A 13,240-nucleotide genomic window follows, 5' to 3' on the forward strand; every position below is an offset into this window, starting at 1 on the left:
ACTTATTGCGTCCCTGCCTACCCCCTCTCTTGCAATTTCTAACACTTAGCCTCGCGGCTAAATGTAAGAAATTGCTTTCTCGCCCGCCAGGGGCGAGATAGACCAGTGCTTCGAGCCTTGACAAATCAGGCGCACCATGCGCTTTTCCGCCCGATTTTCTCGTCGGCAGGCGAGGGGTTTTTGTCCGCATTCGCCGCCGACCGCCAAGTCCAGGATATACATTATGCATCGTTATCGCAGCCACACATGCGCCGCCCTGCGCAAGTCCGACGTCGGTTCGACCGTCCGCATTTCCGGCTGGGTTCATCGCGTCCGAGATCATGGCGGCGTGCTCTTCATCGACCTGCGCGATCACTATGGCATCACCCAGGTCGTCGCCGATCCGGACTCGCCCGCTTTCAAGCTGGCCGAGACCGTGCGCGGCGAATGGGTCATCCGCATCGACGGCCTGGTGAAGGCCCGCACGGAAGACACAGTCAACAAGACCATGCCGACCGGCGAGATCGAGCTTTATGCGCAGGAGATCGAAGTCCTCTCCGCCGCCAAGGAGCTGCCGCTGCCGATCTTCGGCGAGCCGGACTATCCGGAAGAGGTACGCCTGAAGTACCGCTTCCTCGATCTGCGCCGCGACACGCTGCACAAGAACATCGTAAAGCGCACGCAGGTCATTTCCTCGATGCGCCGCCACATGGGCGAAGTGGGCTTCACCGAATATACGACGCCGATTCTGACAGCCTCATCGCCGGAAGGCGCGCGCGACTTTCTCGTGCCGAGCCGTATTCATCCCGGCACCTTCTATGCGCTGCCGCAGGCGCCGCAGCAGTACAAGCAGCTGTTGATGGTTGCCGGTTTCGACCGCTACTTCCAGATCGCGCCGTGCTTCCGCGATGAAGACCCGCGTGCCGACCGTCTGCCGGGCGAATTCTACCAGCTCGACCTCGAGATGAGCTTCGTGACCCAGGAAGATATCTGGAACACGATGGCACCGCTGATGACCAGCATCTTCGAGGAGTTTGCCGAGGGCAAGCCCGTCACCAAGGAATGGCCGCGCATTCCCTATGACGTCGCGATCCGCAAGTATGGCTCGGACAAGCCGGACCTGCGCAACCCGATCGTCATGGAAGCCGTCACCGACCATTTCGCCGGCTCCGGCTTCAAGGTCTTCGCGAACATGATCGCGTCCAACCCGAAGGTCGAAGTCTGGGCGATCCCGGCCAAGACCGGCGGTTCGCGCGCATTCTGCGATCGCATGAACGCCTGGGCGCAGAGCCAGGGCCAGCCGGGTCTCGGCTACATCTTCTGGCGCAAGGAAGGCGAAAAGCTTGAGGGCGCCGGCCCGCTTGCCAAGAATATCGGCGAGGAGCGTACCGACGCGATCCGTACCCAGCTCGGTCTTGGCGATGGCGATGCCTGCTTCTTCGTGGCCGGCGATCCGGCCAAGTTCTACAAGTTTGCCGGTGAAGCGCGTAACCGCGCCGGCGACGAGCTGAACCTGATCGATCGCGACCGTTTCGAGCTTTGCTGGATCGTCGACTTCCCGTTCTTCGAATGGAGCGAGGAAGAGAAGAAGGTCGACTTCGCTCACAACCCGTTCTCGATGCCGCAGGGTGGCCTTGAGGCGCTGCAGAACCAGGATCCGCTGACGATCAAGGCGTACCAGTATGACGCCGTCTGCAACGGCTTCGAAATCGCCTCGGGCTCGATCCGTAATCAGTCGCCGGAAACCATGGTCGCCGCCTTCGAGAAGGTCGGTCTGAGCCAGGCGGATGTCGAGGAGCGCTTCGGCGGCCTCTACCGTGCCTTCCAGTACGGCGCGCCTCCGCATGGCGGCGCTGCCTTTGGTATCGATCGCATCATCATGCTGCTGGTCGGCGCCAAGAACCTGCGCGAGATCTCGCTGTTCCCGATGAACCAGCAGGCTCAGGACCTCTTGATGGGCGCTCCTTCGGTGGCGACGCCAACGCAGCTGCGCGAACTGGCGATCCGCCCGATTCCGCCGGCCAAGAAGGACTGAGGCTCTCGCGAGCTTTGAACATAAAAAACCCGGCGATCGAAATCGCCGGGTTTTTTATTGGTCTCGGAAGAGCCTTAGAGCCCTGCGTAGACCGCATTATCGAGGTCGACGGTGAATTGTCCCCACATGCCTTCGAGTGCAGTGTTGGTGAGTGCCACCACGGTCAGGCCTTTCTGCGGATCGACGAACCAGTGATGGCCATAGACGCCGCCCCACTTCACAGTTCCGACGGAGAACGGAATACTTGCAGCGGTAGGGTCAGTGACGACGGACCAGCCGTAACCAAAGCCGACGCCCGGCATTAGCGGCTGCATATGCCCACCCGCCTGATCCGCCATCATGGTTTTGACCGTCTCGCCGGACAAGAACGACGCGCCGCCCTTGCGAACGGTTTCGAGAATGGCGAGCACATCGTCCGCCGTTCCGGCCATGCCGGCGCCGCCGGAGTGGTAGGAGGCCGGATCGAATATTCGGTCCGGCACAAATCGAATGAAGCCATCGAGTATGGGCGCCACGGCCTCGTCTCCCATCCGCTGTGGTTCCGGCGAACCGTTCATATAGGGAGCGGCGAGGCGGCTCCGGTCGCGCACGGAAAAGGCGGTATCGACAAGACCAAGCGGCCCTGTCACCAACTCCGCTATGACATTGTCGAGACTTTTGCCGGTTTCCTTTTCCAGGATGCCGCCAAGCACATCCATCGCCAGCGAGTATTGCCAGCCTTCTCCGGGGGCAAAGCGCAAGGGTGCGCTTGCGAGACGCCTCAGATTTTCGGCAAGCGAGAGGCCCGGTTCACCGAGCCCATCGGACACGCCGGCGCGGTGATAGGGGCCGCCTTCCTCCTCGGCGAATGTGTAGCCCAGTCCGGACGTATGCGTCAGCAGGTGTCGGATACGAATGATCGCCTCGCTCCCATCTGGCAGGCGTGGCCGGAAATCCGGCAGCCATTTGGTGATCGGATCATCCAGGCCGATCCGGCCCTGTTCGACAAGCCGCATGGTGGCGATGGCGACGATCGGCTTGGTGACGGAGGCGAGGCGGAAGATCGCGTCCTCCCGCATGGCCACCTTATTCTCGCGATCCGCCAGGCCGGCGGCGCGGCGATAGATCTGTTCGCCATTTCTGGAGATCAGAACTACCGCTCCGACCAGTCGTTTATCCGCCAAGGCGGCAGCGATCGCAGCATCAATGCCTGCTGTAAGAGCGTTTTCAAGGGGAAGACTCATGGGGAGAAACCTTCTATAATCACAATGACCGTTCCTGAATAAACCAGATCGCGGGATATTTCTAGAGTGACCACTGTGAAAAATAGCGAAGAAACTGAAAAATCCACTCATCGCAAGCGTGGCCGTCCGCCGGCCTTCGATCGCGAGACGGTTCTAGCGGCAGCGCGCGATACGTTCTGGAAGCATGGCTATGACGGCTCGTCCATCGCGGATCTGACCGCCGCCATGGGGATCACGCCGCAGAGCCTTTATGCAGCCTTCAGTTCGAAAGCCGATCTTTACCGCGAAGCGCTGGAGCAATATCGGCGCATGCCGCGACCCGAGCCAGGCAATCCTTTGCAGGAAGCGGTGGACAGCGTCACCGCTTTCGATCGCTTTCTCCGGAATGCAGCCGGAATATTCACCGCGCCGGAACATCCCAAGGGCTGCATGATATCGACGGCCGTGCTGAACTGTGCGGAAGAGAATGAGCCGATCGCCCATCATGTCGCGTCGATGCGCCTGCAGACGCTGGAGATATTCAAGGCACGGATCGAGCGTGGTATCGCGGAAGGCGACATGCGGCCTGATGCGAATGCGCGGTCCCTGGCCCGCTTTCTCGGGGCGATCGTGCAGGGCATGTCCGTTCAGGCCCGAGATGGCGCGACCAGGGAGGAATTACTAGAGATCATCGCTCATGCCCGAAGCGAGTTGATGCGGCACCGGCTTGAGCCGGTTGCGGTGAAATGAACCCATGAAAAAACCCGGCAATCGAAATCGCCGGGTTCTTTATTGTCAGGATCGAAGGTCCGATCAATCGTTGGCCGAAACCTTGAGGCCGATGACGTTCGGGATCGACTGCGGAGCACCCATGGCGGCGCCGATGATCATCGGCAGCGGCACCGGCTTGTCCGGGGATGCATTGATGGTCAGGCTCTTCGGATTGTCGAGATAGGTGCTGACGGCGGTGGAGACGGCGTTCTGCAGTTCCGGAACATTGAGCTGCGCCATCATCATCGGCGTCATCGCCTTCAGCGTGTCGGCCAGCTGCTTGCCGGTAACGCCCTGCTGCTTGCCGGCGAATTCCAGCGCGCGCGCGGTGATCGAAGAGTCGTCGAAGCGGATCTGGGCGCTGTTGAAGGTCAACTGCTGCAGAAGGCCGAGCATAGCGAGGCCGGCGGATTGCTGCGCGTCCTGCTGGTTCGGGTTGGAACGGACGGTCTTGAGCGCTTCCTGCAGCGACTTGGCGAAGGCAGGCGTGTAGCCGGAAAGGCTGAGCGCAATGTTCAGCTTGCCGATATCCTTGAAGTCGAAGGAGTATTCGGTGATGTCGATCTTGCCGGGAGCAAGCTCCCAGCCGCCCTTCATGGCGATGGTGCCGTTCAACTGCTTCAGGTTCAGCTGCTCGATGGCCAGCTTGCTCTGCGGGTCATCGACCTTGCTCAGGTCGGCCGTGATGCCATTGACCTTGACATCGAAATCGAGGCCGGAATTGTCGGCGCGCTTGGTCATCGTGGCGTCGGCGTTGGAGATCGCGAAGACCTGTGTGCCGTCCTTGGTGGCGGAGATCGCACCTGCATGCGCGCTCTTGTAGAAGAGCAGGGAGTCGAGGTCGCCCTTTGTCGTGTCGGCCGGGATTTCGACACCGTTCAGCGTGAGGTCGGCGGCGGTGATGGCCACGCCATCCTTGTTCAAGTCCACGTTGGGAAAGGCCACCTGATCGATCGTGTAGCCACCGCCTGCTTCTGCGACGCCGGAGAAGGTGATGTCGCCTAGCTTCGCGCCGTCGGGCGTGCCGGCTGCCTTGAAGCTTGCGCCTTTCAACGTCACCGTCGTGCCGCTGACATCGACACTCTCAGCAGCGATCGAACCGCCTTGCTGGGAATAGGCGTCATTGATCTTTTTCAGCAGGTCGTTACCGTCGAGCGCAAAGGCGGAGCTGGCGAAAGACAGGATGACGGCGCTGGACAGCATCAGCCGTGTTGTCCGATAGAAAGTCATGGTAGCGTTTCCTCATTGAGCTGTTGTCGGCGGGCGTACAGATTCTGCGTGTACCGCGGCGATATATATTCACCTTTGGCTGAAATTCCAATGACAATGGCGCCGGCAAACAGCCGCGCGGGAGTTGTATCCAACTTTACGCCAGATTGTGCTTGAACTGAGGCGTCATCCACAAGTGCTTTCCACTGATTTCTTGCCGGGAATCGGCATCTCCGCTAGTCAAGGGCCATGGGAAAAAATCTTCTACCGCCTAGTGGCGGCGACGACGACAGCATCGTTCCGGTTGACCTGAAGGCCGCGCTCGAAGAGCGCTATCTGGCCTATGCTTTGTCGACGATCATGCACCGCGCACTTCCGGATGTTCGCGACGGCCTGAAGCCGGTTCATCGCCGCATTGTTTACGCAATGAGCGAGATGGGCCTGCGTCCTAACTCGGCCTTCCGCAAATGCGCCAAGATCGTCGGCGAAGTGATGGGTAACTATCACCCGCACGGCGACCAGTCGATCTACGATGCGCTGGCCCGCCTGGCGCAGGATTTCTCGCAGCGTTACACGCTGGTCAACGGCCAGGGCAATTTCGGCAATATCGACGGCGATAGCCCGGCCGCGATGCGCTACACCGAATCCAAGATGACGGCAGTCTCCGAGCTGCTGCTCGAAGGCATCGATCAGGATGTCGTGGACTTCCGCGATACCTACGACGAGTCGAATTCCGAACCGGTCGTTCTGCCGGGCGCCTTCCCGAACCTGCTCGCCAACGGCTCCTCCGGCATCGCTGTGGGCATGGCGACCTCCATCCCGTCGCATAACGCCCACGAACTCTGCGATGCCGCACTGCATCTGATCAAGGATCGCGAGGCCACCGTTGAGACGCTGGTGCAGCTCTATATTCCCGGTCCGGACTTCCCGACCGGCGGCATCATCATCGACGATCGCCAGAGCATCATCGAGGCCTACAAGACAGGCCGCGGAGGATTTCGCGTCCGCGCCAAATGGGAAATCGAGGATCTCGGTCGTGGTGGCTACCAGATCGTCGTCACGGAAATTCCGTTCCAGGTGCAGAAGTCGCGGCTGATCGAGAAGATCGCCGAGCTGCTTCTGGCGCGCAGGCTGCCGCTGCTCGAGGACATTCGCGATGAATCCGCCGAGGACATCCGCGTCGTCCTGATCCCGAAGAGTCGCACCGTCGATGCGACGATCCTGATGGAGTCGATGTTCAAGCTGTCGGAGCTGGAAAGCCGCTTCCCGCTCAACATGAACGTCCTCTCCATGGGCCGCATCCCGAAGGTCATGGCGCTGAACGAGGTGCTGAAGGAGTGGCTCGACCATCGCCGTGAAGTCCTGCAGCGCCGTTCGCGCTTCCGGCTCGCGGCCATCGAGAAACGGCTGGAAATTCTCGGCGGCTTCCTGATCGCCTACCTCAACATCGACGAGGTCATCGCCATCATCCGCGAGGAGGATGAGCCGAAGCCTGTGATGATGGAGCGGTTCGGGCTCACGGACAATCAGGTCGAAGCGATCCTCAACATGCGGCTGCGTTCTTTGCGCAGGCTCGAGGAATTCGAAATCCGCAAGGAATTCGATGGCCTCAGCAAGGAAAAGGCCGAGATCGAGGTATTGCTCGCCTCCGACGAAAAGCAGTGGCAGACGGTCGCCTGGGAAATCGGCGAGGTGAAGAAGAAGTTTGCCAAGGCGACCGAGATCGGCCGCCGCCGCACGCAATTCGCCGAAGCGCCAGAGGCCGATGACGCGGCGCTCCAGCAGGCGATGATCGAGAAGGAACCGATCACTGTCGTCGTTTCGGAAAAAGGCTGGATTCGTGCCCTGAAGGGCCACATCTCCGAGACCTCGACGCTCACCTTCAAGGAGGGCGACGCGCTGAAGGTGGCCTTCCCGGCGCAGACGACCGACAAGATCCTGATCATCACCACCGGCGGCAAGGCCTATACGCTCGGCGGCGACAAGCTGCCCGGCGGGCGCGGTCACGGCGAGCCCCTGCGCATCATGGTCGACATGGAGAACGACCAGGATGTGTTGACCGCCTTCGTCCACGATCCGCAGCGCAAGCAACTCGTGGCTTCCACTGCCGGCAACGGCTTTATCGTGCTGGAAACGGAATTGGTCGCCAATACCCGCAAGGGCAAGCAGATCATGAACCTGACGACGCCGGACGAGACGAAACTACTCGTGCCCGTGTCTGGCGATCATGTTGCCGTCGTCGGCGAGAACCGCAAGCTGGTGGTTTTCCCGTTGACGCAGATTCCGGAAATGTCGCGCGGCAAGGGCGTCCGTTTGCAGCGCTACAAGGACGGCGGTGTCTCGGATATCAAGTGCTTCGCTATCGCTGACGGACTGACCTGGGAAGACAGCGCCGGCCGCACGTTCACCAAGACGAAGGACGAGCTGGCCGAATGGCTGGGCGATCGTTCTGCCGCAGGCCGCGCCGTGCCGAAGGGCTTCCCCAGAACCGGCAGGTTTTCGGGGTGAGGAATGGTCGGCGTAGTTGATGAAACGCCCCGTTGGGGCGTTTCAAGCGACGAATGCCCTGAGCCCAAGCTAAGCGGGCCGGGTGTGTGCGGCAGGGGTAATCGTTAGTCGCTTAGCGGAACGGAGAAATCTCTGAGAAAGTGGGTCGCGCCTGCCTCATCGATTTCTCCAGCTGCGACGCCCAATACGAAGGCGATAATCATTCCATCGTCCGTGTCGATCAGATAGCCGTTGATGTAGAGAAACGTAAAGGCCGCCAGATAGCCCGTTCTTTTATCTTCATCTGAAAAAGGATGGTTCCGAACGAGGCCATACAGATAGGCCGCCGCAAGAGCGAATAGATCATTTTCGCCATATGCAGCTTTGTTTAGTGGACGTGCGATAGCAGCTTCCAGCGCGTTTTCATCTTTGAGGCCCGCTAATCCGCCATGCTCCGCAAGCTGTTCGTGATGCATGATCTCGATGGCTTCGCGCGTCAGCCACTTGTATCCGCTCATTTTGCGAGCTCGCGCAGCGCGGCGCGATATTTTTGCATCCCGAGCCTTGCCGCCCGCAATTGTTCAGCAAGGTCAGCGCGCTCTGGAACCAGCTCGATGGTGCCATTCACTTCACGTATTTCCAGAGCATCACCGCTTTTCAAGCCGAGTCTTTGAAGAACTTCCTTCGGAATGATCACGCCTTCGGAATTGCCGATCTTGCGGATGACGATGTTCATGCCCGATACTCCTAGTGTAATAACAAAGTTATAACACTAGGAAACCGCCGGCGCAACGCCTCACCCCGCCGCCACCGCTCTTGCCTTCACCCGCGCCTGCCACAGCGAATGCGCCGCTAGCGCCACGACCAACACCAGTCCGCCCGCCAGCGTCATGTTGCTTGGCGCTTCGGCGAAGATCAGCCAGACCCAGATCGGCGCGAGGATCGTTTCCAGCAGATAGAACATCGCCACTTCCGGCGCCGAGAGGAAGCGTGTACCGGTCGCGAGGCACCAGAAGGCCAGCGGCATCAGAATCCCGCCATCGAGCAGGATCCAGCCGGGATGATCGATGCTGAGGCCTGAGGGAATGATGTGATAGAGGCCGACCGCGGCTGGGATAACGGCGGAGAGCAGCGAGGCAAAGCCCATGTCCCGACGGGAGGCGCGGCCGATGGTAATGGCGCAGGCGATGGCGAAAGACGCGAAAATCGCGAGTGCGTCGCCGAGGACATGGCCGCTCTCCATGCCATCCCGCACGATCAGCCCGACGCCGAAGATCATGGCGATCATGGTGACAATCGTGGAAAGGGCGGGGCGCTCCTTGAGGAAGATCCAGGAGAGGAGCGCGGCGAACATCGGGTTGAGGGCGATGATGAAGACGACATTGGCCGCCGTGGTGTAATAGACGGCAAGCACAAAGGCGATCGTCGTCAGGCCGTAGAGCAGGGCGACGGGAAGTCCGGCCCAGCCCGGCAGGACGCTACGCAGGGAGCCGGTGAGGCGGCGGATGACGACAAGCGCGAGAAGCGACACGATGACGGTCGCAACACTACGCGCCGACAGCACCGACCAGGCGTCGCCGCTCGAAAGTCGGATCAACGGAATATCCACCGACAGCGCGAGGCCCCCGATAGCGCTCAGCAGCAGGCCCTTCCTGTGATCGGAGAGATGGGAGACCATTCAGCGGGGGTGATCTTCGCCGGTATCCGCGGGATCGAAGCGCTCCCAGCCGCGGGCCGTCAGATGCTCCTGCGGCTGGAACCGCGTCTTGTAGTCCATCTTGCGCGAGCCCTTGACCCAATAGCCGAGATAGACGTGCGGCAGGCCGAGCGCCTTGGTCCGCCTGATATGATCGAGGATCATGAAGGTCCCGAGCGAGCGATCCTGTTGATCGGGATTGAAATAGGAATAGACCATCGATAGCCCGTCGCTCATCACGTCGGTGAGGGCTGCTGCCAGCAGCTCGCCTTTCGGCCTTTGCTCCAGTCCCGAGCCTTCCTCGCGCCGGCGATATTCGATGATGCGGGTGTTGACGTGGGTGTCCTCGACCATGATCGCATAGTCGAGTACGGTCATGTCGGACATGCCGCCCTGTTGATGGCGATAATCGAGATAACGGCGGAAGAGGGAATATTGCTCGCTGGACGGCTGGGCCGGAAATTCGGTGGCGATGATGTCGCTGTTTGTCGACTGCACGCGTTTCATCGAGCGGGTGGGCTCGAATTCCTGGGCGAGAATGCGGACGGAGATGCAGGCGCGGCAGGCTTCGCAGGCAGGACGGTAGGCGATGTTCTGCGAACGGCGGAAGCCGCCCTGGGTCAGAATATCGTTCATCTCCGCCGCGCGTGGGCCGACGAGATGGGTGAAGACCTTGCGCTCCATCTCACGCGGCAGGTACGGGCAGGCTGCCGGTGCCGTCAGATAAAACTGCGGAGATGGCGTCGACTGCGTATTCATCTGCCGCTGGTTGACCTTTCATCCGGCATTCGACATCGCACAAGCATGGCCCAAGTTTGGAAAACGTCAACCATGTCCTTCATGTGAGGTCACAGTTTCCTGCCCTGTTTTGATGCAAAATGCCCTTCGATGCACAATAAACGGCCCGGGTAACCGGGCCGCAAGGAGATTTGAGTGTGAATATCGTCTTGATTTACGCCGTTTTGACGATGACCGTGCCGAGCAGCAGGTCATGAATCAGGCGGCTGCGTTCGATGAAAAGACCCGCCAGCAGGATAAGCGGCGTCAGGATGGAATTCAGAATCCAGAACAGGGCCAGATGCACGATGGCGGTCAGGAAATCCATCCGACGGCCGTCGACGCGCACCATGGCGATCCCCACGGCACGCATGCCGAGCGAGGCGTGGTGCTGACCGCCGAGCGTCCAGCCGAAATAGAGGCCGGCCACGATGATGAAGAGAGCAGGGTAGAGGAAGAAACCGAGCCCAAGCGTCAGGACCGAGACGAAAAACAGAACGATGGCCGCCGGAATGCAGAGCAGGGCGACGATGACGTAGTCGATGATGAACGCGAAGATGCGCCGGCTCAGCACGCCACTATAGGCGCGCCAGTCGTCCGGTGCTGCATAAAGCGGGCTGGGATTAGAGCTCATTGTCTTCTTCCTTAGAGAAACATTCGCGGAACATATGGTGTGAGCTTCGGCAAATGCAATAAGCCTGTGGTTAGCAGTTACCTCTTTGCCAGAAGCTTCGCCACGTCCATGGCGAAATAGGTGAGGATGCCGTCGCAGCCGGCGCGCTTGAAGGCGAGCAGCGTTTCCAGCATCACCCGCTCGCCGTCGATCCAGCCATTGGCCGCCGCCGCCTTGATCATCGAATACTCGCCGGAGACCTGGTAGGCGAAGGTCGGTAGGCCGAAAGCTTCCTTCAGGCGCCAGCAGATGTCGATATAGGGCAGGCCAGGCTTGACCATCAGCATGTCGGCGCCTTCCTCGACGTCGAGAGCGGCGTCGCGCACCGCCTCGGTGCCATTGGCCGGGTCTATATAATAGGCCTTCTTGTCGCCCTTCAGCAGGCCGCCGGTCGAGATCGCCTCGCGATAGGGACCGTAGAAGGCCGAACTGAATTTGGTGGCGTAGCTCATGATGCCGACGCCCTGGTGGCCGGCGGCATCGAGTGCATGGCGGATGGCGCCGATGCGCCCGTCCATCATTTCCGACGGCGCGATGATATCGGCGCCGGCATCCGCCTGGTAGACAGCGGCGCGCATCACCTGTTCGACCGTTTCGTCATTGACGATGTCGTTGCCGCGCAGAATGCCGTCATGGCCGTGGCTGGTGAAGGGGTCGAGTGCGACGTCGGTGATGACGCCGATATTCGGCACCGCCTTCTTGATGGCGGCGGTGGCGAGATTGATGAGGTTGTTCTTTTCCAGGCTATTCGAGCCGGTTTCGTCGCGCAGGTGCATTTCGATATTCGGAAAGGTGGCAAGTGCTGGGATGCCGAGATCGGCGGCTTCCTTTGCCGCTTCCACGGCCTTGTCGACGGTCATGCGATTGACGCCGGGCATGGCCGGGATCGGCTCGACGATGCCGCTACCGGGGATGACGAAGATTGGCCAGATCAGGTCGTCGACGGTCAGGCGGTTTTCCTGCACCAGGCGACGCGTCCAGTCGGCCTTGCGATTGCGCCGCATCCGCCGATGCCCGGTTATCTCGTCAACAAGATGCGTCTTGTCCTGCATGGTGCCGCCGTCCTCTTTGGTCTATCTATGGCCTTAATGTATAGGCAGCGTACCTATCACGCTGTCCCCAGGATTAAAAACCGGGCGAAAGGCCGCAGCCATTATAGCTCTGGCAAGCCCGTAACCTCCTACGTATTGTTCGCGCATGGAACCTGATTCTTCCGCCATACCCAAGAACACGCTGACGGACATTCTGTTCGTCGTGTTCCTGCGGCTGATCGCCATTGCCTGTTTCTGGCTGGGCCTGCAATATTGGTCGATGCTGGTCGGCTATTCGCTGGCGGGCCAGGCCCGGTTCGATCTGCTCAACCTGCCCTGGAAGGTGGCAAGCGCCGGTCTTGCCGTCGTCTTCCCCGTTGCGGCTCTCGGCCTGTGGCTGACAGTCTCCTGGGGGCCGGTCATCTGGGTGCTTGCCGCAGGCGGCCAGGCGCTGATGTACGGCCTCTGGCCGCAGATCTTCGGCTCCAATTTATTGATCGTGATCCTGCATGCCTGCGTGGCCGTTCTCTACTGTGCTTTTCGCATTTTGCTATGGCTGGAAAAGCGCCGGCGCCAGCAGCAGGTAATGGTTGATTTACCCTGAGACACTAAGGCCTCGTGGTAAGGTGCTGTTAAGCTTGCAGTTTAAGTAGAATTTTATGTGTATTCGATAGGGTCTCACTCAAGGCGGGAAGAAAACGACACCGCCAAACAAACAGTGAGGCCAAGTCATGATGAACACGAAAATCAAGCCGCAGGCAGTCGCAACCGCTCGGGACCAGCAGGTCGAGGATATCCGTGGTCTGTACATGGAATCCCTCCACCTGGTGGAGCGTCTTCACCGCCGTCTCCTCGATGTGATCAAGGATGAGTTCGACCGCCAGGGTCGCGACGACGTCAACGCCGTCCAGGCACTGCTCCTCTTCAACATCGGCAATTCCGAGCTCACCGCCGGCGAACTGCGCTCGCGCGGCTTCTACCTCGGCTCCAACGTTTCCTACAACGTCAAGAAGCTGGTCGACCTCGGCTTCATCAATCACCAGCGTTCGCGCATCGACCGTCGCTCGGTCCGCATCAGCCTGACGGATAGCGGTCAGGATATCGCCGAAACCGTCGCCAAGCTCTACGACCGCCACATCGGCTCGATCGACAAGGTCGGCGGCATCGGCACGGACGAGTTCACCCAGATGAACAAGCTCCTGCAGCGCCTCGACCGCTTCTGGAACGATAGTATCGCTTATCGCATGTAAGCAATGTCAGCGGATTGACCGCGAGACTCTCCAGTCAAAACAAGCCGGATGCGTTCCCTGCGCGTCCGGCTGTGTTTGTTCAAGGGGAGGGATATCTGCCCCATTCTGTGGGCTTTTTGCCACTTCTCGT

Annotated in this window: 13 protein-coding genes; 5 read left to right on the forward strand and 8 right to left on the reverse strand. The window is 60.2% G+C overall.

The features are described 5' to 3' along the window. Nucleotides 1-223 precede the first annotated feature (223 nt). A complete protein-coding gene (gene aspS, locus HB780_RS32035; protein WP_183692444.1) occupies nt 224-2,014 on the forward strand; it encodes an aspartate--tRNA ligase in 1,791 nt (596 codons plus the stop codon). 74 nt (nt 2,015-2,088) lie between these two features. On the opposite strand, the gene HB780_RS32040 is transcribed toward aspS, so the two are convergent. After that, nucleotides 2,089-3,237 carry a serine hydrolase domain-containing protein gene (locus tag HB780_RS32040; RefSeq protein WP_183692446.1) on the reverse strand — a complete coding sequence of 383 codons (1,149 nt, stop codon included), beginning with the start codon at nt 3,235-3,237 and terminating at the stop codon, nt 2,089-2,091. Nucleotides 3,238-3,303: 66 nt separating this feature from the next. Here HB780_RS32040 and HB780_RS32045 point away from each other — a divergent pair, with 66 nt between their 5' ends. Then, complete coding sequence (locus HB780_RS32045; protein ID WP_183692448.1) at nt 3,304-3,966, forward strand: TetR/AcrR family transcriptional regulator; 663 nt, start codon at nt 3,304-3,306, stop codon at nt 3,964-3,966. Nucleotides 3,967-4,029: 63 nt separating this feature from the next. Here the strand turns inward: HB780_RS32045 and HB780_RS32050 are convergent, their stop codons facing one another. Continuing rightward, a complete protein-coding gene (locus HB780_RS32050) occupies nt 4,030-5,217 on the reverse strand; it encodes a hypothetical protein (protein WP_183692450.1) in 1,188 nt (395 codons plus the stop codon). Between the two features lie 228 nt (nt 5,218-5,445). Here HB780_RS32050 and parC point away from each other — a divergent pair, with 228 nt between their 5' ends. After that, a complete protein-coding gene (gene parC / locus HB780_RS32055) occupies nt 5,446-7,704 on the forward strand; it encodes a DNA topoisomerase IV subunit A (RefSeq protein ID WP_183692452.1) in 2,259 nt (752 codons plus the stop codon). Between the two features lie 104 nt (nt 7,705-7,808). Here parC and HB780_RS32060 read toward each other — a convergent pair whose 3' ends face one another. The 6 genes from HB780_RS32060 to hemB form a co-directional block, all read right to left on the reverse strand. Then, complete coding sequence (locus tag HB780_RS32060; RefSeq protein WP_183692454.1) at nt 7,809-8,201, reverse strand: type II toxin-antitoxin system death-on-curing family toxin; 393 nt, start codon at nt 8,199-8,201, stop codon at nt 7,809-7,811. Next, nucleotides 8,198-8,419 (reverse strand): AbrB/MazE/SpoVT family DNA-binding domain-containing protein, encoded by a 222-nt coding sequence (locus HB780_RS32065; protein WP_007691500.1) that lies wholly within the window; start codon nt 8,417-8,419, stop codon nt 8,198-8,200. Before HB780_RS32065 ends, HB780_RS32060 begins: the two co-directional genes overlap by 4 nt. 60 nt (nt 8,420-8,479) lie before the next feature. Continuing rightward, nucleotides 8,480-9,361, reverse strand: a complete 882-nt coding sequence (locus HB780_RS32070) for a DMT family transporter (RefSeq protein WP_183692456.1) — start codon at nt 9,359-9,361, stop codon at nt 8,480-8,482. Next, on the reverse strand, nt 9,362-10,138 hold the full coding sequence (locus HB780_RS32075; protein WP_183692458.1) for an arginyltransferase: 777 nt from the start codon (nt 10,136-10,138) through the stop codon (nt 9,362-9,364). 193 nt (nt 10,139-10,331) lie between these two features. Beyond that, the gene (locus tag HB780_RS32080) at nt 10,332-10,790 is read right to left on the reverse strand and encodes an RDD family protein (protein ID WP_183692460.1); all 459 of its coding nucleotides are present in this window, start codon (nt 10,788-10,790) and stop codon (nt 10,332-10,334) included. A gap of 77 nt (nt 10,791-10,867) precedes the next feature. Then, complete coding sequence (hemB, locus tag HB780_RS32085) at nt 10,868-11,881, reverse strand: porphobilinogen synthase (protein ID WP_183692462.1); 1,014 nt, start codon at nt 11,879-11,881, stop codon at nt 10,868-10,870. Between the two features lie 145 nt (nt 11,882-12,026). Between hemB and HB780_RS32090 the strand changes: the two genes are divergently transcribed. Together HB780_RS32090 and ldtR are read left to right on the forward strand one after the other, a co-directional pair. Next, on the forward strand, nt 12,027-12,464 hold the full coding sequence (locus HB780_RS32090; RefSeq protein WP_183692464.1) for a DUF6163 family protein: 438 nt from the start codon (nt 12,027-12,029) through the stop codon (nt 12,462-12,464). A gap of 130 nt (nt 12,465-12,594) precedes the next feature. Further along, nucleotides 12,595-13,110: a transcriptional regulator LdtR gene (gene ldtR, locus HB780_RS32095; protein ID WP_183697675.1), complete on the forward strand. Its 516-nt coding sequence runs from the start codon at nt 12,595-12,597 to the stop codon at nt 13,108-13,110. Nucleotides 13,111-13,240 lie beyond the last annotated feature (130 nt).

It is taken from the genome of Rhizobium lusitanum (assembly GCF_014189535.1).
Classification (GTDB): domain Bacteria; phylum Pseudomonadota; class Alphaproteobacteria; order Rhizobiales; family Rhizobiaceae; genus Rhizobium; species Rhizobium lusitanum_C.